This window comes from Flavobacterium macacae (assembly GCF_003865365.1).
Lineage (GTDB): Bacteria > Bacteroidota > Bacteroidia > Flavobacteriales > Flavobacteriaceae > Flavobacterium > Flavobacterium macacae.
Genome location: NZ_RQVR01000001.1, coordinates 269,239 through 289,701, shown reverse-complemented (window position 1 = coordinate 289,701; position 20,463 = coordinate 269,239). Strand labels below are relative to the sequence as shown.

The window sequence follows — 20,463 nt, the reverse complement described above, 5'->3', positions numbered from 1 at the left end:
GCTTTTTATGAGTTCAATTACTCCAAATACTAATGATCAAGAAATTGATTTGGGTCAAGTTTCAAAAAAAATAGGACAGGCCTATGAAGGCTTTTTAAGCTGGATTTTTAGAGGATTTCTGTTTGTGAAACGAAATTTAGTTATTTTGATCGTGCTTTTTATTATTGGAGCTGGACTTGGATATTATTTAGATAAAAACACGAAGGTTTATGATCATGAGGTGATTGTAAATGCTAATTTTAGTTCAGTTGATTATGCGTACTCAAAAGTAAATTTGATCAATTCAAAAATTGGAGAAGGTGATATTTCTTTTTTAAAGGCTATTGGAATTAAAAACCCAAAATTATTGAGAGAAATTTCAATTGAGCCAATCAATGATGTGTATCAATTTGCAGAGCAACGTGAGCATAACTTTGAATTATTAAAATTGATGGCGGAAGATGGTGATATCAATAAAGTGATGGATGGTGAAGTGACAAGCAAAAACTATAAACAGCACAAAATTAAAATTACTACGAATGGTATTATCGACAGAAAATCAGTCATTGAACCTATTTTAACCTATTTGAATTCTAGTGAGTATTTTACAGATATCCAGAAATCGCTTACTGAAAGTACAAAATTAAGATATATAGAAAATGAAAAAACGATTGCTCAAATTGACGCAATTCTAGCAACTTTAGGTAAAGGAGGAACTGATGTTGGCGATAAAATGGTGTATTATAATAATGAAAATACCCAGTTAAATGATGTTCTTATAACGAAAAACAAATTAATTCAAGAGCAAGCTTTTATAAAGGTTGATTTAATTAGTTCAAGTAAAATAATCAAGGATAATAGTAGTTCTTTAAACGTTAAAAATAAAAAAGGGGTTAACGGGAAAAAGAAGGTTATTTTACCCTTAATTTTTATTGGTTTATTTGTAATATTGGGAACAATTAGAGCATTTTATCGTTCAAAAATGTATAAAATCAAGAGTAACCCAAGCTAGACTTAATAAAATGGATATATCTGAGTTTTCAAGATTAGAAGACAAAAGTAAATATAGAAGACATCCTTGGGAAACGTCTCGCAAAAACGTGTTGCACACTTTTTTAAAACAAGCAAAAATTCCTTTTCCTATTCAAAGAATTGTGGATATTGGAAGCGGAGATGCGTACGTAATTCACACATTGGTTGAAAAAAATTTAGCGACTGAATATTTTGCCATTGACACAGCTTACAATCCGGAAGTTGTGGAACAATTAAAAATTAATAATAACAATAGTAAAGTTCAATATGTTCAAAATCTGCAAGAATATTTAAAAAAATATCCTACAGAAGAACCAACACTTTTTTTGTGTATGGATGTTTTAGAACATCTGGAGGACGAGAAAATAATTTTAGACGATTTGAATCGCAAAGGGAATAACCATTATTTTTTTGCAGTTCCGGCTTTTCAATCTGTATTTTCAAGTCATGATGTGCTTTTAGGTCACTACAGAAGATATACTTTACCTCAATTATCTTCATTATTAAATAAAAATGAATTTGAAATAATTGATAAAGGATATTACTTTACAACATTGCTTTTCTTTAGAAAATTAGATAAATTCTTAAAGAAAGACAAAGAAGCCTCAATCGACAACTGGGAAGGCGGTAAGACCAAAACTTTTTTTATAAACACCTTATTAAAAGTTGATTTTATTACAAGTTTATTTTTAAAGAAAATAGGCTTTCAAATACCAGGCTTATCATGTTATTGTCTATGCAAAAAATAGCAATCATTATTCCTTGTTACAATGAGGAAAAAAGACTTCAAGAAAAGGCGCTACTTCATTTATTGGAGCATACTACTGTTGATATTTTTTTAGCAAATGACGGAAGTAAAGACAATACATTACCTATAATTGAAAAGTTTTCAGCTTTAAATTCTGAACGATGTTTCGTGTTTCATTATCCACAAAATCAAGGAAAGGCAAATACTGTTTTTAAATCAGTCAATGAAGTTTTAGCCAAAAATGAATATGATTTCATTGGCTATTTTGATGCTGATTTTTCTACACCAGCATCTGAAATTACAAGAATGACCAAAGAATTGAACAAAAATGAGGCATCTTTCATTTTTGGTTCAAGGGTTTTACTTTTAAATTCAAATATTCAAAGAAAATATTACCGCCATATCATTGGCCGAGTGATTGTAACATTCATTAATTTAAAGTTTCGCCTTGGAATTTATGATACTCAATGTGGGGCAAAAATTTTCTCTAAACAGACTGCAGCTGTAGCTTTTAATAAAGAATTTAGCACATCATGGTTATTTGATGTTGAGGTTTTTATACGATTGAGAAAAGAGAACTTATTATTGCTAGGACAAGAATTTCCTTTAAAAGAATGGAAAGATATCGAAGGCTCAAAATTAGGTTTTAAGACAAGTTTTAAAATTTTAAAGGAGTTGTATCTATTAATAAAGAAATATTAATGATGTTTAAAAAAGAAAGATATAATTACTTAATCATATTATTGATTTCAGTAATAGCATTCCATTTTAGTCACGGTTTAGATAAGTTAGACCCAACGAACATTAACTGGTTAATGTCTGTATATCATGATTGGGGAACACATTATCTGGGTTGGGCATTTTATAGAAATGATCCATGGACATTTCCAATAGGAGAAATTCAAAGTTATAATTATCCGAATGGTACAAATATTGGGTTTACAGATTCCATTCCATTGCTCGCAATTTTATTGAAGCCATTCACTTCTATTTTACCCGAAGACTTTCAATACTTTGGATTTTGGCTCTTTTTAAGTTCTTTTTTAACAGGTTTATATGCCTTTAAAATATTTAAACTATTCAATGTCAGTTCATTATATGCATTTATTGCGGTTGTGTTTTTTGTTTTAAACCCAGTACTTTTATTTAGAAGTTTGCACCCAGCCTTGTGTGCTCAATGGATAATTATCGCTTCGTTTTACTATTATTTAATTAGAACAGAATCAACAACTGCCAATTCTGTTAATAAAAAACAATTCTTAATTTTGGCACTAAGTGCTTTGATATCGCCTTATTTGACAGCGATTATTGGAATTTTTAATATTCTGTTACCTGTAAAAAACTATTTTTTCGATAAATCAATTTCTAAGAAAATGCTTTTTATGTATCCTGTTATTTCCATACTATCAGTCTTAATCATATGGTATATTTTAGGAATGATTGGCATAGGAGAATCGGTTAATTTAGCATCTTCAGACTCTTTTAATTTAATGAGTTTTAATTTGAATTCCTTTTTTGACTCTTACGGATATTTTTCAAAATTTCTGCCAAAATTAGGAATGGTGAGCGATAAACAATATGAGGGATTTGCTTATTTAGGTTTAGGTATGATCCTACTAGCATTCTTTACTTTATTTTGGCTTGGATTTAAAACTTTAAAAGATTTTAAGTTTTTAAAAACAATTGAAAAAAAATATCTGATACTTTTTATCGCCTGTTTCTTGTTGTCGCTTTTTGCAATAACAAATCATATTTCATTAAATGAAAAGATTTTATTTAAGTTTTCTCTACCTAACAGTATTGAAAAAATTTGCTATACTTTTAGAGCAACCGGAAGATTTATCTGGCCCATGTATTACCTGATATTTATATTTTCACTTTTAATTTTTTACAAAACAAAAGTAGCAAGTGGTTTAAAATATTTGATTTTGATCACCTTATTGATACTCCAATGTTATGACACACAAGATTTATTTAAATCTAATTCTTTAAGAACAGGACCTAAAAAAACTTTCGAAACAAAATTAGCAGACAACGAGTGGAAAAATGTGTTTAAAAATTTTGATGAGATAATTACATATCCTCCATTTAACACCAGTATTTTAACTCCGTTAGATTATCAAGATTTTTGTTTTTTAGCCTTAAAAAGTGAAAAGCCAATCACAAATGGATATGTTGCAAGAGTTGATGCACAAAAATCGCAAGAATTCACCTCTAAAATTTTTCAAAACTTGAGAAACGCAATAATTCAAGAAAATCAATTGTTTATAACAACACCTCAATTTATTCAAGACTTTAATGTTTTAATAGCAAAAAACAAAGTTGTTTTAAAAATGATCGACGGCTATATTTTGATATATTCAAAAGATAAAAAGATAGATATATCGACCAAAGATGATAACGCTTATATAGCTTCTTTGGTAAAAGATGCTACGCAAAATGATATTCAAATCACAACCGGAAATTTAACAGACACAGACGAGATTAAATTTTATGTTGAAAATTTTAATTTTGACAATAATGTACTTCAGGTTGAAGGTTGGGCTTTTATAAAAAACAGCAAAGACAATAGCAAAGATTCTCTTTTTGTAATTTTAAATGAAGAAGCTAGATACTATAAAATACCAGCAAATATGCTTCAAAGATCAGATATTACAAGCACATACAAAACAGGAAAACTAGACAATTCAGGTTTTAAAACAACCTTTATTGGTGACAAATTAGAAAATGGAAACTATAAAATCTTTGTAGGTATTAAAAATGAAAAAGGAGATTTAAAATATGCAAAAACGGATAAATCCATAAAAATCAATAACTAAATAGTGGAAATGACTGAATATTTAAGTCAAAAAATTAAAGCAGTTTCTTTTTTTGCCATTATATTGGTTGTGATTTTACATTGCTATAATCTGGATTTGTACCAATCCTTAGAAATTTATGATTCAAGCAAAAATTTCAATTGGTTTGTCCAAACAATTATTTCTTTCGGAATTACTCGAATTGCCGTACCGCTTTTTTTTATAATCTCGGGATATCTTTTTTTCTTCACATTTAATGGAAATGCTGACTTTGCAATCAAAATAAAAAAAAGGTTCCATACCCTTGTAATTCCTTATTTACTTTGGGGATTCTTTGGAATTTTATTTTATTATATATTGCAAATCATACCTCAAACTGAAGCTTTTTTTACCAAAAAGCTAATAAAAAATTACAGTTTAAACGAGTTTTTTGATGCTGCTTTTTTAAACCTGATTCCTTACCAATTTTGGTTTATACGTGATTTAATCGTTTTAACACTTCTATCACCACTTTTATATTTCATTACAAAAAAATTAAATTTTTGGTTTCTGCTGATCATTTTACCATTTTGGATAGTAACGTTAGACAATATAATTTTCACAAGTGAATCATTATTGTTCTTCTCTTTTGGAATTTATTTGTCGATACATAATCAAGAAGTTGTCAAAAAAACCATTTCTAAAAAAGCAGTTTTAAGTCTATTAGTTTGCTGGATACTTTTGTTGACAGTAAAAACGTTTTTTCAAGTAGAAAATTTCTCACCACTTTGGATACAGATCGGGCATAAGACAGCAATTCTATCCGGAATAATTGCATTTTGGTTTCTATATGATTTACTATTTAAAAACAACCAAGGTTTTATTACCAACTGTAATTCTTTATTCAAATTTACTTTCTTTATTTATGCATTTCATGAACCCATTTTGACGATTATTAAAAAAGGGATGTTTTATTTTTTTGGTAAGCAAGAAGAGATGCACATTGTTGTGTATTTTTTATCACCGATAGTGACAATTTTTATATGTTTGATTACCGGAATAATACTGAAAAAACTAATCCCAAAGGGGTTTAAAATAATTACGGGTAATCGATAAATATTTGTTTTCGAAAATTATTTCATAAATTCTTTAACATATTGAAAAAATGTATAGTTTTGCACAAAAATCAATTCAAAAACAGTATAATAAATATGAGAATCCCTAGCATTTTAGCGACTGCATTTTTATCAATTTTTCTTTTTTCTTGCAAAAGTGAAAATAAAGAACAAGACCAAAAAGATGTTGTTACCGTAGAAAAACCCCAAATAAATGACGAGTTATTTACAATTACTATAAATGCTGTCGTAGAAAAAGATGATAGTTTTCAAGTATATTATAAAGATGCTGAAAAAGACGCATTTGTAGAAGAGAAATCGCTTTACAATGTTTTTAAAGGAAGCAATCAAGCACAAGACATTCAGTTTGTACTTCCAGAAAATGCTTTACCAAACTACTTAAGATTTGATTTCGGAATAAATAAAGAACAATCTGAAGTGGTAATCAATTCAATAAAGATTGATTACTTGGGTGAAAATTTTACAATTAAAAATAATGAGCTAGACCTTTTTATAAGTTTTAACGATCAAACATTAAAATTTAATAAAGAAAAAGGATCAATTGCTCCATTTGTTGCTAAAGACGGTTCATATGATCCAATGTCGTTTACAGGACAAACATTATATGATAAAATTCAAATTTTTAAGCAATAGCAAAATTTAAATTAAACCACCTTTCTAGGTGGTTTTTTTATTTAAAGTCGCTTTGATAAGTAGATAATCCTATATTTGCAATCAACTTTTATAGCTTCCGATTGAACAAGATTTTAAATAGCTTTAGATCAAGCAAGGCATTAAAAAACTTTATCATTTATGGTTTTGGTCAGGCAGTGAATCTGGTAAGCCCGCTGTTGATTACACCTTACATCATTTATATCTGCGGATTAGAAAAACTTGGCGTCATTGCCGTTGGTCAATCATTAGCCTATATCTTAAACGTAATAATTGATTATAGTTCAAATATCATTGGAGTTAAAGAAATTTCAATAAGCCGTGAAGATAACAGCAAAATTCAGCAAACATTTTCAGAAGTTTATATTTCCAGAGTTTTTTTATTTTTAGCTGTATTTTTATTTATTTCGGTATTAATTTTCACGATACCTTATTTTGAAAAAAATGCACTTCTAATCTTTTTAAGCACTTCAATCATTCTTGGTCAAGCCATAAATCCAACTTGGTTTTTGCAAGGCATTGAGAATTTTAAGTGGATAACGATAATCAATATCTTGGCCAAAGTAATTTACATCGTTTGTATTCTCTTATTTTTAAAAAAAGAATCTGATTATATTCTAACTAATTTTTGGCTTGGATTAGGTACGATATTAGCCAACATTTTAGCGTTTGTTTGGATTATTCAAAAATTCAAAATTAAATTCAAATCAAAAGCCATACAAGGCGCAAAACGAATTATCAAAAGAGATTTTATGTTTTGTGTTTCTCAGTTTTTCTTTGCCATAAGAAATTATTCATCTGTTTTGGTCATTGGTTTTTTTGCCAGTGATTTTGTGGCCGGGCAATTCAAGGTAATTGAACAAATCATCAATCTTTTCAGAACGTATCTTCAGATGTTTTTTAAGTTTACATACACTTATGTTTGCTTTAGGATTGACAAAAGCATGGTAAACGGTTTGATTCTTTGGAAAAAATACAATGGTTTAAATTTAATTTTTTTAATTGGATTGCTTTTCCTTGCGTTTCTTTTTTCAGATCAAGTTCTGCTCTTTTTTAAAGTTGGAGCTGAATTAATTAACAAATTATCTTCTTATTTGAGATTAGCATTGCTACTTCCTTTTTTAATTGCAATAACACTTCCGTTAGAACAACTCATATTTAATTTTTCAAAAAATAAAGAGTATATTCGACTAACGATATTCTCAACAATTATTAATATTTTAGGCCTTACAATTCTAATTCGTTTTAGTGAAGATTTAAAGTATTCAATTCTGTTATTGATAGGTATTGAAATGTTTTTGATTTTAGCGTATTTGATTTTGCTTAAATCATATTTATTCGATAGAAAACTAGTTGAAAGATGAAAAATTTTTTAAGGATTTGGTATAAAAAAATATATCAAAAAACCAATTATGATGTGCATAAAGCACTGTTGATGAACGGAAAAATTCTTTCGCAATTGAACAGCCAAAAACAGAATATTGAGTCATTAGATGAGGTTGAATTTCAAGTGTTTTCGCAAAGAGGTGAAGATGGGATTATTCAATATTTGATTAGTAAAATTGAAATTCCAAATAAGATATTTGTTGAGTTTGGCGTAGAAACCTATACAGAATCAAATACCAGATTTCTTTTAATGAACAACAACTGGAGCGGTTTAGTCCTTGACGGTTCTGAAAAAAACATAGATTTCATCAAAAAAGATTTCATCTATTGGAAATATGACATCACTGCGAAAAGAAGTTTTATAACTAAAGATAATATCAATGATTTAATCTCAAGTTATACAAAAACAGAAGATATCGGACTATTAAGTGTTGACATTGACGGAAACGATTATTGGGTTTGGGAAGCTATAAATTGTATACAACCACGAATTGTAATATGTGAATATAATTCAGCATTTGGTCCTGAAAAAAAAGTCACAATTCCGTATAAAGAAAATTTTATAAGAGGTGTAGAACATTATTCTGAGCTATATTTTGGAGCATCATTAGCTGCATTTTGTGATTTGGCTGAAAAAAAAGGATATCAATTTGTGGGTACTACAAGCGCTGGAGTAAATGCTTATTTTGTCAGAAATGATGTCGCTTCGCCCTTTAAAAAGTACACTCAAAAAGAAGGATTTAATGAATCGGCAAATCGTGATTCAAAAACAAAGGTAGGAAAACTTTCGTTTTTGCGTCATTCTGAAAGACTTAGAGTAATTGAAAATATGCCTGTTTTTGATCTTGAAAAAGGCGAAATTTTAAAAATTAAAGATAGCTTTAAATAAAAGCTAAGCAATCAGCATCGGTTAAAATGAAAAATAAAGAGTTGTTATATCAATTGTTGTACTTTTTTTGTATTGGAGTAACATTCTTGAACAATTATGAGCTTGTTTTTGCAGTTTGGTCAGTCACAATTTTGTTGACTTTACAAAAAAAATATTCCATTACCTTATTAAAATATATTTCATTTTTTGTTGTAATTCTTTCAACGGCATTCATCAGTTCACTTTTTAGAGACCATAAAATTTATGGCATTATTAGAGACATAACTTATCTAGCCAAGCCAATTATGGGACTTTGGGCAGGATATCAGTTGTGCAAAGTCTCGTCAGAAAAAGCATTAAAAATGTTTATTTATACGGGCGCGATAATTTCATTTATCCACATAGCTATAATTTGCATTACGATAATTACCTATGGCACTTTTAATGTCAACTTGATTCGGCAAGAAGCGGGTTACTTTAGTGATTATGAAATCTATGTTTTGATTATGCTTATTTTTAGTGATAAATTTAAGATTCAATTTTCAAAATCAAGACTTCGAATTTTAATACTGCTAGTTGGAGTTTCAAGTTTTTTATATTTAGCCAGAACAAATCTGATTCAATTTGTAGTTCTTTTTGTTGCTTTAAAAGGGTATTTTGTCTTAACTAAAAAATCAATAATCGTTCTTGTTACCATTTTTATTACCGTTTTAATAGGTTATGGAGCCGTTTATTCATCAAACCCAAAGCGAGGAGGCAAAGGGCTTGAAACTTTTTTATACAAAATAAAAATTGCTCCGATTGAACCTTTTAAAACCAAAATAAACAAAGACGATTGGAAAGATTTTAATGACAATTACAGATCTTATGAAAATATTATTGCCGTAAAACAAGTTTCAAACGAAGGTTTATCGGCTGTTCTTTTTGGCGAAGGACTTGGGGCAACACTTGATTTAGGAAGAGAAGTTTGGTCAAATGACGGAGAATTTGTTAGATACATTCCCATCGTGCACAACGGATATATGACTGTTTTTTTAAAATCAGGAATCTTTGGGGTTTTCTTCCTCATCTGCTTTATCATAGTTCTCTGCAAGCAAAAAAGAGTGAATGACGACGAGATAAAGCACATCAATTATTTTTTAATTGGTACGGGAATATTTTTGATTTTTTCAAATTGGGTCTTTTTAGGACTTTATTTAAAACTCGACAATAAATCAGTAATTATAGGATTTTTGATTGCATTGCGACAAGTAATAGACAAAGAAAATAGAATCCTTTACTTAAATGCAAAAGAGAATGAAAAGGACTAATATTTTTGTTGACTGTCACGTTTTTGATGATGGTTTTCAAGGAACCACAACTTATTTAAAAGGACTTTATCAAGAACTGGTTAAAGACACAACTATTCATTTTTTCTTTGCAGGGGACGATGTTGAAAATTTGCAAAAAAATTTTGGAAGCTCTCCAAACATCAGCTATTTAAAATACAAATCAAAAAATAAATTCTTTCGGCTTATTTTTGATATTCCTAAGATGATTAAGTCTAACAATATTGATTTTGCTCATTTTCAATATATTGTTTCGCCTGTTAAAAGATGCAAATATATTGTCACCACGCATGATGTCTTGTTTATCGATTTTCCTGATTATTTTCCTCGACTTAATGCGTTGAAAAATAAGTTTTTGTATAAATGGAGCGTAAAAGCTTCTGATGTTGTTTTAACCGTTTCTGAATATTCAAAAGCACAAATTGAAAAGCATTTTGCAGTAAAAAATGTTTGGATTACCACAAATGCAGTCTCAGAGGAGTTTTTTGAAACCTATGAAAAGAAGAAGATTCAAGATGAAATTTTTCAAAAACACGATATTTCAAAATATATTATTTGCATAAGTCGCTGGGAGCCAAGAAAAAAGCAAGATTTGATTTTAAAAAGCTACATAAATCTTGAATTATATAAAAAATATGATTTGGTTTTTATTGGTGATACTACATTTGAAAATAAAAAATACAATGAGCTTTATGCAAATTTAGATAACGAGATTAAGCAAAAAATTCACACTTTTGAAAAAGTTCCGTTTAATGAAATGCTTTCTTTTTTAAGAGGATCAGAACTTCTAATCTATCCGTCAATTGCAGAAGGTTTTGGCATTCCGCCATTAGAATCGGTAGCAGCGAAGGTTCCAACGATAACTTCAAATGCGACCGCTATGTCAGATTTTGATTTTTTAAAAGAGTATAGCTTTGATCCAATGAATCAGCAAGATTTTGAAGAAAAGCTTTTGTTGGCATTAACAATTGATGACCTTGAACTTGATGAATTTTCAACAGCTTTAAAACAAAAATACAGTTGGAAGAAAGCAGCAATTGCTTACCAAGAAGCCTTAAAAACAAAAAAGCCTTGATGAACAAGGCTTTTTTTTATTGATTTTTAGCAGTTCCGCTGCCAAAAAATTTATTTTTTGTTTGTACTAAAAAGTTATAGTTTTTAGCCAATAGTTTTTTCATAAAAGAAGCATCCTTGTCAGGAAACCAATCTGTTGTTCTTGGAGTTTCAATCAAATGCTCGTGAACCTGATAAGCATAAGTAGCAACTGACGTTCTAAATCTTCCTTCAGGAAAATTTGTCATGTTATAACCGTGTAAAGAATAAGGAGCACATTGCTGAATGATTAACCTGTTAAAAGGAACATCCAACTCTTCTTCTTCGTTGGTTCTCAGATCTTTGATGATTAAACCTCCTTTATATTCTGTCTTCCAATCTTTGTTAAGATATAACAACAAATTTAATTCTCTATACCAATTTTTATTGATAGGATGATAATTAAAATCAAGGTGCATATCAAGAAAACTATTTTTTTTTCCTTGGTGTAAACCGCCTCCGTGATTTTTTGGATCCACAAAAACTTTTTTTGCAGTAATATGACAAAGAATTTTATTAAATCTTTCAGATGCTAGATCAGTATAAAGTTCTAAAAGTTCAGGAGAAAGTTCGCGATAATTAGATTTTTCAAACTTATTATTTGCAAAAGCATAATCACGGCTTTTATTGTTTAATTCAGGAATGCTCGCATAAGCTCGATTCAACTTGTCTAATTCACAGAAATCATCAATAATTAAATGAGGAAATGGCTGTGCTGCCAAGTAAGTGTTTCTTAAGGCATCGATGTTATTCTCTAATTTATCGAAATTAATCATATTGTGATATTTATTGAAACAAAAATATATATAATTAGTCTAAATAGCACTATTCCTAATTTAAAATCAACTTCAAAATTTGATAACCTTAAAAAAAGTGTTAATCACGTTTGATAAAGCGACCATTTCTTAAAAAGTAACCTTAAAATTATCTTAAAAACAGTATTTTTGCAACCGAAAATGCAATTAAAAATGAAAATAGCCATATTAGGAACTCGAGGTGTACCAAATCACTATGGTGGTTTTGAACAGTTTGCAGAGTTTTTTTCAATATTTCTTGCTGAAAAAGGGCACGAAGTTTATGTCTATAATTCGCACAATCACCCATATCAAGAAAAAACTTTTAAAGGTGTACATCTGATTCATTGTTATGACCCAGAATTTAAAATTGGAACTGCTGGACAATTTATCTATGATTTGAATTGCATTTTAGATTCTCGAAAAAGAAATTTTGATATTATCTTACAACTTGGCTACACTAGCAACTCAATTTGGCACTTTCTTGTTCCAAAAAAAGCAATCATCATAACCAATATGGACGGTCTTGAATGGAAAAGAACAAAGTATAAGCCGATTGTTCAAAAAGCCTTAAAATATGCTGAAAAACTAGCCGTAACTAGTAGTCATTCCTTAATTGCAGATTCCATCGGAATTCAAAATTATATTCAAAAAAAATACAAAAGAGCCTCAAAATATATTGCTTATGGAAGTGATGTTTTTAAGAATCCTACAAATGATGTTCTTTTAAAATATAAGGTAGAAGAAAATAAATACAATATGATTTTGGCGCGATTAGAGCCAGAAAACAATATCGAAATGGTTCTTGACGGAGTTGTAAAAAGCAATGATCTTACCACAATTTTGGTCATTGGAAATCACAATACAAAATTTGGAAATTACTTAAAATCAAAATTTCATCAAACAAATATTAGATTTTTAGGAGCAATTTACAATCTAGAAGATTTGAATAATTTGCGATACTTTTCAAATTTTTATTTTCACGGTCATACCGTTGGTGGAACCAATCCTTCATTGTTAGAAGCGATGGCATCTCAAGCCTTTATTTTGGCACACGAAAATGAATTTAATCAAGGAATTTTAAAAGAAAATGCATTCTATTTTTCATCGTCAGAAGAAGTGAAAAATTTAATACTGTCAATTAAAAAATATGATAACTTGCAGAAAATTGAAAACAATTTAAATGCAATAGAAAATGAATTTAACTGGACAAAAATAAATGGCGATTACTTACAACTTTTTGAAGAATGTCTATCAAGATTTAAGGATAGAAAATAGTCAAAATAAGCTATTTATTCCTTCAATTTTAGTGCTGCTTTCAATACCGTTAAGCTATGCACTCAATAATATTTTTCTAGTCATTTTTGTTGTCATTTCTGCCAGTACATTTAAAAAAGAAGATTTTAAGTTACAAAAAAACCTTCTGCCATTAATGTTGCTTTATCTTTTGATGGCACTTTCTTTACTTTGGACACTAAGTTTTTCAAGAACATTTTCTGCATTATCAAAAGAAATAGCGTTACTCTTACTTCCTTTGTGTTTTTGTGCAATAAAACAATTTACAAAAGAGCAAATCTTTAAAATTTTAAAATATTATAGTTTCGGAATGGCCTTATTTGCGCAGTTCTATTTTGCAAAAGCAACTGTTCGGTATTTTTTAAACCATGATACTTCCGTTTTTTTCTACCATGAATTAGTGACCAAAGATTTGAACGCAATTCACGTTTCGGTTTATATGAGCGTTGCCTGCTTTTATTTTCTAACTAAAAACAATAAAAAAACGATTGACATCATTTGCTCCTTCCTTTTAACGACTATTATTTTTATGTTAGCTTCAAAAAATATTATAGTTGTGTTTCTCTCATTGGTATTTTTATACTTTTTTTTCTATGCTAAAATTTCTAAGAAACTGAAATATGGCAGCATTTTTACGGTCATTCTTATCTTTATATCTCTTTCCTTTGTAAAACAAATTAGAGATCGATTTTTAATAGAATTTAAAACAAATACCACTGAAAATACGCTCGCCGAAGGTTATGGAGCCCAAGCTCAAGTTTATAATGTTAGCATAAAACAAGCCTGGAATAATGAAGAATTTAAGGCTAATGATTATTTTCCCGGAACAGCATTCAGGGTTTACCAAACCAGAATTTTTATCGAAATGCTGCAAGACGATCCCATTTTCTTTACAGGATATGGATTAAATGCCTCAACGATCAAAATTGGTAAAAAAGCAAAAAAATATAAAGTTCACGAAGGTTATGCAGGTTACAATTTTCACAATCAATATGTTCAAAATTTCGCTGAATTAGGTGTTTTTGGTTTGTTAATTTTACTTTTGGCATTAATAATTAACATACGAAAAGCCTTTTTAAGTAAAAATTTTCCGCATATTGCCTTTGCAATCTTGATTTTAATGTTATTTTTAACTGAATCATTTTTGTGGAGGCAAAGAGGAGTCGTTTTTTTCACAATGATGTATTGCCTTTTCAACGCACAGAAAAACTTTAAAGCCAACAGACAAACTATATGAAAAGAATTTTAATTACTGGCGCCGCTGGCTTTTTAGGCTCACATCTCTGCGATCGTTTTATCTCTGAAGGCTATAACGTTATCGCAATGGATAATTTGATTACTGGAGATTTAAAAAATATCGAACATCTTTTTAAGCTAGAACATTTTGAGTTTTACCATCATGATATCACCAAATTTGTGAATGTACCCGGAAAGTTAGATTATATTTTGCATTTTGCATCTCCAGCAAGTCCAATAGATTATTTAAAAATTCCAATTCAGACTTTAAAAGTAGGCTCTTTAGGGACACATAATTTATTAGGATTAGCTCGGGTAAAAAAAGCTAGAATCTTAATTGCATCCACATCTGAAGTGTATGGCGACCCATTAGTTCATCCACAAACCGAAGAATATTATGGAAACGTAAACACCATCGGGCCAAGAGGCGTTTATGATGAAGCAAAACGTTTTCAAGAATCGATTACCATGGCATACCACACTTTCCATGGTGTTGAAACCAGAATTGTTCGTATATTTAATACGTATGGACCTCGAATGAGATTAAATGACGGTCGGGTAATTCCGGCTTTTATTGGACAAGCGCTTCGTGGCGAAGATTTGACTATTTTTGGCGATGGAATGCAAACACGTTCTTTCTGTTATGTGGACGATCAAGTGGAAGGAATTTTTAGATTATTGCATTCTGATTACGTTTATCCCGTAAATATTGGAAATCCAGACGAAATTGCAATTAAGGATTTCGCTGAAGAAATTATAAAATTAACGAGAACAGATCAAAAAGTGGTATATCATCCTTTACCAATTAACGATCCGTTGCAACGCCAGCCTGATATTACAAAAGCAAAAGAATTGCTGGGCTGGGAAGCAAAAGTTTCAAGGTCAGAAGGAATGAGAATTACCTATGAATATTTTAAATCTTTATCGTCAGAAGAATTGATGAAGGAAGAGCATAAAGATTTTTCGAAATATATATTTTAGTGCCAAAAAAGACAGGAAGATACTCGGGCTACATCAGGCCATTTTCATATATGCTAGATTTGATAATTATCAACATCTTAGCAAACTTTCTGTTACCAGAAACTTTAAATCTATTCAGCTATCACATTTTTATTACCATTTCTTGGTTGATAATTGCTTGGAATATAGGATTTTATGAAGTGTATCGCTACACAAAGGTTATTAATATTTTGGCTAATGTGTTCAAACAATATTTCATCTTTTTAATTGTAAATTTCGCATTTATAGGGTTTTATCTCAAGTTTTCTGAGCCATCCATGATGGTTTTATTTGTAAGCACCTCAATATTGCTGATTTCGTTGGCGAAGTTTTTTATCTATTTTGCATTAAGAAAATTTAGAGTCGTTTTTGGAGGAAATTTTAGGAGAGTTATTATTGTGGGAAACGGAAAAAGTGTAGTCCAATTAGAAGATTTCTTTAATGACAATCCAGATTATGGATATAAATTAGAACACACTTTCAACTTAAATTACAATAAAGAGGAAGAATTGGAGCAATGTTTTGAATTCGTGATGGATAATAAAATTGACGAAATCTATTGTTCTTTAGCCGATCTTTCCAATACGGATGTAAATAAATTTGTTGATTTCACCGATAATAACTTGAAGATATTAAAGTTTCTTCCAGACAATAAAGAGGTCTTGGCCAGAAACTTAATTTATGATTATTATGATTACATTCCCATTATTTCACTCCGAAATATTCCATTAGATGAAACAGCAAACAAAGTAATCAAAAGGTTATTTGACATAGTATTTTCCTTATTTATTATTATCGGAGTTTTATCGTGGTTAATCCCAATTTTAGCGGTTTTAATAAAATTAGAATCCAAAGGAAACGTTTTTTTTAAACAAAAAAGAAATGGGTTGAATTACAAAGAGTTCAATTGCTACAAATTTAGATCCATGGAAATCAATGATGTTGCTGATTTGCACCAAGTTTCAAAAAATGACCCTCGAATCACAAAAGTGGGTCGTTTCATTAGAAAAACCAGCATAGATGAATTGCCTCAATTTTTCAATGTTTTATTAGGCGATATGTCAGTCGTTGGACCAAGACCGCACATGGTCAGCCATACCGAAATGTACGCGCGCAGAATTGACAAATTTATGGTGCGTCATTTTATAAAGCCTGGAATCACAGGCTTAGCACAAACAAAAGGTTTTAGAGGCGAAGTCGAAACCGATAAAGACATTATCTACCGTGTGAAATTTGATATTTTCTATCTTGAAAATTGGTCGATTTTATTAGACATTAAAATCATATTTTTAACGATTTACAACGCAATTAAAGGCGAAGATAAAGCATATTAAAACATGGAAAAGCACCTTGTTTCCATAATCACGCCTTCGTATAATTCAGAAAAGTTTATTTCGGAAACCATAAAATCGGTTCAAAATCAGACCTATCAAAATTGGGAAATGATAATCGTTGACGATTGTTCCACTGATAAAACCATTTCAATTATCAATGAATTTTTGGATGATAAAAGAATAAAACTATATCAATTAAAAAATAATTCAGGAACCGGAATCGCTCGAAATAAAGCGCTTTCTCTTTCGTCAGGAAGATTTATGGCATTTCTTGATTCCGATGATTTATGGAAGTCAGAAAAGCTTGAAAAGCAAGTGGATTATTTGATTTCAGAAAACAAACCGTTCACTTTTTCCTTTTACGACTGTATTGATGAGTCTGGAAAATCCCTGTACAAAACGATCGAAGCGCCTTTAAATTTAAAATACAACCAGTTATTTTGGAGTAATTTAGTCGGAAACTTAACCGGAATTTACGATGCTGATTTTTTCGGAAAAATACAAATTTCTTCTTCCAGAAAAAGACAAGATTGGATGCTGTGGCTCACGATTTTAAAACAAATAAAAACGGCAAAACCCATTGCTGAAAGTTTGGCGATTTACAGAGTTCGAGACAATTCACTTTCGGCTTCAAAAGCTTCGTTAGTTAAACACAATTACAATGTTTACAGGCATTTTCACAAGTTAAATGCAATTTCTGCAAGCTTATGTATGTTGAAATTTCTCTTCACGCATTTTTTTATAAAACCAAAATACATCAGAAAGCATTTTTAAATAGATTTACAAATAAGATGAAAACTGCTTCAATTTACCGCGACTGGTGCGTTCCAAAACTGCTTTTCTGATAAAGGTAAATTTCAAATTGGGTTCCAGATATAAAGAAATCGCATCTTCAATTTTTAAAATCTGCTGTTCACAAAGAGCAATTTCGCTCACATATTCGACTTCAAAAGTATCTATTTTTTGCTGTTTTATTACAAATTCACGCACGTTTCCGTCATCTTCAATGATTGATTTAGTTACATAATAGAAGGTTAGTCCAGGAGATTTTTTACCGCTTGGAAGCAGTGCCACATCGTTCGTTCTGCCAATTAATTGCTTGAGAATTGGTTTTTTTGTAGTACTTTTTTCATCTAAAATTCCAATGTCGCCAATTTCATATCTAATAAAAGGATGCGCTTTGTTGTATAATGACGTGATCACAATTTTGCCTTCTTTTCCGTTTTCAACTGGCTGATTGTTATCGTCTAAAATTTCCACAAACAAGGTTTCAGAATTCACTTGCCATTCACCATTTTTATTTTCAAAAGCAATCAAATCCAATTCAGAAGCTCCATATTCATTGATGATTTCAATTCCGAATTGTTTTTGCAATACAATTTTATCTTCCGCAAAAAGCATTTCCGAAGTCACAAAACACGCTTTTAAAGTCGGGCAAACATCTTTTAAAACGATATTTTTGCGTTTTAAAAATTTGGCAAATAAAACTATAGAACTGGTGTATCCGTTGATGTGGTCAAATTTTGCCTTCTTGAATTTCAGCAAAACTTCTTCTAAAAAAGCATCCGATAAATCAAAAATCGGAAAGCGGTATCTTCTTCCTAAAAAATCTTTCAGGCGTTCTTTTTTGTTTCCGATAAAACCCAACGGAATTCCATAAAATCGAGCCTGATACGAAGTATTAAAATCAATGCCAAACCAGCCAAAACGGTAAATAATCGATGCCCAAGTCAAGGCGTGGCAATACTTATCTTTGGCAAAAATAAAAGGATGTCCGCTGGAACCTGAAGTTTTATTGACAAAAACACTTTTTTCAAAATATCCTTTTGAGAATCTTTCTGATAAAGGCTTTTGTAAATCTTTTTTGGTCAACACTGGCAAATTATACCAATTATCGACATTTTTTCCATTGGCTAATTTTTGGTAAAATGCATTGTTTTGAAGATGAAAATCTACGATTTCTTTCTTTTTCTGTAAAATATAAGCCTCATAATCTTCTTCTGGAACTTCAAGAATGTGCTTGAAATCCAGTTTAGCTTCGTCAATAGCAAAGCCATTTACCTTTAAGGAAAAGTCGAAAATTTTAAACACAGACAAAAGTTGATAGTTTTTAGTAAATTAATTATTTTTTATGTTCAAAAGCAATTAATTTTGGAACTTATTAAACAAACTACACAACAATGACAATTTTACTATTAGGTTCTGGCGGAAGAGAACACGCTTTGGCTTGGAAAATGTTACAAAGCGACAAATGCTCGAAACTTTTTGTAGCACCAGGAAATGCTGGAACAGAAGCCATTGCCATCAACAAAAACATCAGTCCAACCGATTTTGAAGCGGTAAAAAAGCTGGTAATCGAAGAGAAAATTGAAATGGTTGTCGTTGGTCCCGAAGATCCGTTGGTTGCCGGAATTTTTGATTTTTTCAAAAATGATGAAGCTTTAAAAAACGTTCCGGTAATTGGACCGTCAAAAAATGGCGCGCAATTAGAAGGAAGCAAGGAATTTGCCAAAGAATTTTTGGTAAAACACAATATTCCAACTGCAGCTTACGGAAGTTTCACGGCGGCAACTTTAGAAAAAGGACAACAATTCTTAGAAACTTTATCTCCGCCTTATGTTTTAAAAGCAGATGGTTTGGCTGCAGGAAAAGGCGTTTTAATCATTCAAGATTTGGAAGAAGCAAAAACCGAATTGAAAAATATGTTGGTCGATGAAAAATTCGGTCAGGCAAGTTCAAAAGTCGTTATCGAAGAATTTTTAGACGGAATTGAATTGAGTTGTTTCGTTTTAACAGACGGTAAAAATTATAAAATTCTTCCAACGGCCAAAGATTACAAAAGAATCGGTGAAGGCGACACTGGCTTGAATACGGGCGGAATGGGAGCAGTTTCACCAGTTCCTTTTGCGGACGCTGTTTTATTGGAAAAAATTGAAAGTCGCATTGTAAAACCAACCATCGAAGGTTTGCAGAAAGACGGAATTGAATACAAAGGCTTTGTTTTCATCGGATTAATCAACGTGAAAAACGAACCGATCGTGATTGAATACAACGTGAGAATGGGCGATCCGGAAACGGAAGTTGTGATTCCGAGAATTAAATCTGATTTGGTTGAATTGTTTCAAGCCGTTGCAGCAGAAAAATTAGGCGAAAAAACATTGGAAATTGACGAAAGAAGCGCGACTACAATTATGGTTGTTTCTGGCGGCTATCCTGAAGAGTATGAAAAAGGCAAAGCCATTTCAGGAATCGAAAATGTGCAAGATTCGATTGTTTTTCACGCCGGAACAAAAACTGATAACGGACAAGTGGTTTCAAATGGAGGTAGAGTTTTGGCCGTAACTTCGTATGGAACTAATTTTCAAGAAGCAATTGCTCAGTCGTATAAAAATATTGAAAAACTGAAATTTGATAAAATGTATTTCAGAAAAGATATTGGATTTGACTTATAAAAACAAAAAATTCCAAGAGACATTTTTAAAATGGTCTCTTGGAATTTTATTTTTCTTGGATAAAAATTATTTCAAGAAAGAATGAGCAGTCGTATCTTGATACTCATCATTGTTTTCTTTGTGCAATTTTAATTGTTTGATCCAGTAGACAATTGCCACCGCGCAAATAATCATAAAAATCCAGTTTAAAGTATTTGCACCAAACCAACTAGCCAATTCTAATTCTCTCAACCAGTCAAGTGGCTTAAATAAAATATCCACGAACAAATATTCTATTCCTTCAAAAAATGCTTTCATATCGTTTTGTTTATATTTAATTTGTCAGATGAAACATTTAAAATAGCATCATCTTCGA

19 protein-coding genes are annotated in these 20,463 nt (G+C 30.5%); 16 read left to right on the top strand and 3 right to left on the bottom strand.

The genetic code is table 11. From position 1 onward, the window contains the following. The first annotated feature begins 7 nt into the window (after window positions 1-7). The 10 genes from EG849_RS01375 to EG849_RS01330 all read left to right on the top strand — a co-directional run bounded on the left by EG849_RS01375 (window position 8) and on the right by EG849_RS01330 (window position 10,980). On the top strand, window positions 8-991 hold the full coding sequence (locus EG849_RS01375) for a hypothetical protein (RefSeq protein ID WP_125011291.1): 984 nt from the start codon (window positions 8-10) through the stop codon (window positions 989-991). Window positions 992-1,001: 10 nt separating this feature from the next. Continuing rightward, a complete protein-coding gene (locus tag EG849_RS01370; protein ID WP_125011290.1) occupies window positions 1,002-1,760 on the top strand; it encodes a methyltransferase domain-containing protein in 759 nt (252 codons plus the stop codon). Beyond that, window positions 1,748-2,461: a glycosyltransferase gene (locus EG849_RS01365; protein WP_158611906.1), complete on the top strand. Its 714-nt coding sequence runs from the start codon at window positions 1,748-1,750 to the stop codon at window positions 2,459-2,461. The genes EG849_RS01370 and EG849_RS01365 overlap by 13 nt, the downstream gene beginning before the upstream one ends. After that, the gene (locus EG849_RS01360) at window positions 2,461-4,578 is read left to right on the top strand and encodes a DUF6311 domain-containing protein (protein WP_125011288.1); all 2,118 of its coding nucleotides are present in this window, start codon (window positions 2,461-2,463) and stop codon (window positions 4,576-4,578) included. The genes EG849_RS01365 and EG849_RS01360 overlap by 1 nt, the downstream gene beginning before the upstream one ends. A 9-nt stretch (window positions 4,579-4,587) precedes the next feature. After that, complete coding sequence (locus EG849_RS01355) at window positions 4,588-5,652, top strand: acyltransferase family protein (RefSeq protein WP_125011287.1); 1,065 nt, start codon at window positions 4,588-4,590, stop codon at window positions 5,650-5,652. Between the two features lie 59 nt (window positions 5,653-5,711). Continuing rightward, window positions 5,712-6,305, top strand: a complete 594-nt coding sequence (locus EG849_RS01350; protein ID WP_148096050.1) for a hypothetical protein — start codon at window positions 5,712-5,714, stop codon at window positions 6,303-6,305. Window positions 6,306-6,406: 101 nt separating this feature from the next. Beyond that, window positions 6,407-7,687, top strand: coding sequence for an oligosaccharide flippase family protein (locus EG849_RS01345; protein ID WP_158611905.1), 1,281 nt, complete (start codon window positions 6,407-6,409; stop codon window positions 7,685-7,687). Further along, window positions 7,684-8,598, top strand: coding sequence for a hypothetical protein (locus EG849_RS01340; protein ID WP_125011284.1), 915 nt, complete (start codon window positions 7,684-7,686; stop codon window positions 8,596-8,598). The genes EG849_RS01345 and EG849_RS01340 overlap by 4 nt, the downstream gene beginning before the upstream one ends. Before the next feature lie 26 nt (window positions 8,599-8,624). After that, window positions 8,625-9,887 (top strand): hypothetical protein, encoded by a 1,263-nt coding sequence (locus EG849_RS01335; RefSeq protein WP_125011283.1) that lies wholly within the window; start codon window positions 8,625-8,627, stop codon window positions 9,885-9,887. Beyond that, window positions 9,874-10,980 (top strand): glycosyltransferase family 4 protein, encoded by a 1,107-nt coding sequence (locus EG849_RS01330; protein WP_158611904.1) that lies wholly within the window; start codon window positions 9,874-9,876, stop codon window positions 10,978-10,980. Before EG849_RS01335 ends, EG849_RS01330 begins: the two co-directional genes overlap by 14 nt. A 16-nt stretch (window positions 10,981-10,996) precedes the next feature. On the opposite strand, the gene EG849_RS01325 is transcribed toward EG849_RS01330, so the two are convergent. Next, entirely contained in the window at window positions 10,997-11,773 is a 777-nt protein-coding gene (locus tag EG849_RS01325; RefSeq protein WP_125011281.1) for a 2OG-Fe(II) oxygenase, read from the bottom strand. A gap of 192 nt (window positions 11,774-11,965) precedes the next feature. On the opposite strand from EG849_RS01325, the gene EG849_RS01320 reads away from it, so the two are divergent. The 5 genes from EG849_RS01320 to EG849_RS01300 are packed head-to-tail and all read left to right on the top strand — an operon-like array spanning window position 11,966 to window position 17,430. Next, window positions 11,966-13,069, top strand: coding sequence for a DUF1972 domain-containing protein (locus EG849_RS01320; protein ID WP_125011280.1), 1,104 nt, complete (start codon window positions 11,966-11,968; stop codon window positions 13,067-13,069). Further along, the gene (locus tag EG849_RS01315) at window positions 13,011-14,324 is read left to right on the top strand and encodes an O-antigen ligase family protein (protein ID WP_125011279.1); all 1,314 of its coding nucleotides are present in this window, start codon (window positions 13,011-13,013) and stop codon (window positions 14,322-14,324) included. Before EG849_RS01320 ends, EG849_RS01315 begins: the two co-directional genes overlap by 59 nt. After that, window positions 14,321-15,304, top strand: a complete 984-nt coding sequence (locus EG849_RS01310) for a UDP-glucuronic acid decarboxylase family protein (protein ID WP_125011278.1) — start codon at window positions 14,321-14,323, stop codon at window positions 15,302-15,304. The genes EG849_RS01315 and EG849_RS01310 overlap by 4 nt, the downstream gene beginning before the upstream one ends. Continuing rightward, on the top strand, window positions 15,304-16,656 hold the full coding sequence (locus tag EG849_RS01305) for an exopolysaccharide biosynthesis polyprenyl glycosylphosphotransferase (protein WP_125011277.1): 1,353 nt from the start codon (window positions 15,304-15,306) through the stop codon (window positions 16,654-16,656). Before EG849_RS01310 ends, EG849_RS01305 begins: the two co-directional genes overlap by 1 nt. 3 nt (window positions 16,657-16,659) lie before the next feature. Continuing rightward, window positions 16,660-17,430, top strand: a complete 771-nt coding sequence (locus EG849_RS01300; RefSeq protein ID WP_125011276.1) for a glycosyltransferase family 2 protein — start codon at window positions 16,660-16,662, stop codon at window positions 17,428-17,430. A 6-nt stretch (window positions 17,431-17,436) separates the two neighbouring features. Here EG849_RS01300 and EG849_RS01295 read toward each other — a convergent pair whose 3' ends face one another. Beyond that, window positions 17,437-18,747, bottom strand: a complete 1,311-nt coding sequence (locus tag EG849_RS01295; RefSeq protein WP_125011275.1) for a phenylacetate--CoA ligase family protein — start codon at window positions 18,745-18,747, stop codon at window positions 17,437-17,439. Window positions 18,748-18,836: 89 nt separating this feature from the next. On the opposite strand from EG849_RS01295, the gene purD reads away from it, so the two are divergent. Continuing rightward, on the top strand, window positions 18,837-20,108 hold the full coding sequence (purD, locus tag EG849_RS01290) for a phosphoribosylamine--glycine ligase (protein WP_125011274.1): 1,272 nt from the start codon (window positions 18,837-18,839) through the stop codon (window positions 20,106-20,108). A 66-nt stretch (window positions 20,109-20,174) separates the two neighbouring features. Here the strand turns inward: purD and EG849_RS01285 are convergent, their stop codons facing one another. Continuing rightward, window positions 20,175-20,405, bottom strand: a complete 231-nt coding sequence (locus tag EG849_RS01285) for a DUF6341 family protein (RefSeq protein ID WP_125011273.1) — start codon at window positions 20,403-20,405, stop codon at window positions 20,175-20,177. Window positions 20,406-20,463 lie beyond the last annotated feature (58 nt).

Bases quoted from the DNA above. Each gene is read 5' to 3' on its own strand.
- EG849_RS01375 (WP_125011291.1), top strand. From the start codon at position 8: ATGAGTTCAATTACTCCAAATACTAATGATCAAGAAATTGATTTGGGT.
- EG849_RS01370 (WP_125011290.1), top strand. From the start codon at position 1,002: ATGGATATATCTGAGTTTTCAAGATTAGAAGACAAAAGTAAATATAGA.
- EG849_RS01365 (WP_158611906.1), top strand. From the start codon at position 1,748: ATGCAAAAAATAGCAATCATTATTCCTTGTTACAATGAGGAAAAAAGA.
- EG849_RS01360 (WP_125011288.1), top strand. From the start codon at position 2,461: ATGATGTTTAAAAAAGAAAGATATAATTACTTAATCATATTATTGATT.
- EG849_RS01355 (WP_125011287.1), top strand. From the start codon at position 4,588: ATGACTGAATATTTAAGTCAAAAAATTAAAGCAGTTTCTTTTTTTGCC.
- EG849_RS01340 (WP_125011284.1), top strand. From the start codon at position 7,684: ATGAAAAATTTTTTAAGGATTTGGTATAAAAAAATATATCAAAAAACC.
- EG849_RS01335 (WP_125011283.1), top strand. From the start codon at position 8,625: ATGAAAAATAAAGAGTTGTTATATCAATTGTTGTACTTTTTTTGTATT.
- EG849_RS01330 (WP_158611904.1), top strand. From the start codon at position 9,874: ATGAAAAGGACTAATATTTTTGTTGACTGTCACGTTTTTGATGATGGT.
- EG849_RS01325 (WP_125011281.1), bottom strand. From the start codon at position 11,773: ATGATTAATTTCGATAAATTAGAGAATAACATCGATGCCTTAAGAAAC.
- EG849_RS01320 (WP_125011280.1), top strand. From the start codon at position 11,966: ATGAAAATAGCCATATTAGGAACTCGAGGTGTACCAAATCACTATGGT.
- EG849_RS01315 (WP_125011279.1), top strand. From the start codon at position 13,011: ATGGCGATTACTTACAACTTTTTGAAGAATGTCTATCAAGATTTAAGG.
- EG849_RS01310 (WP_125011278.1), top strand. From the start codon at position 14,321: ATGAAAAGAATTTTAATTACTGGCGCCGCTGGCTTTTTAGGCTCACAT.
- EG849_RS01300 (WP_125011276.1), top strand. From the start codon at position 16,660: ATGGAAAAGCACCTTGTTTCCATAATCACGCCTTCGTATAATTCAGAA.
- purD (WP_125011274.1), top strand. From the start codon at position 18,837: ATGACAATTTTACTATTAGGTTCTGGCGGAAGAGAACACGCTTTGGCT.
- EG849_RS01285 (WP_125011273.1), bottom strand. From the start codon at position 20,405: ATGAAAGCATTTTTTGAAGGAATAGAATATTTGTTCGTGGATATTTTA.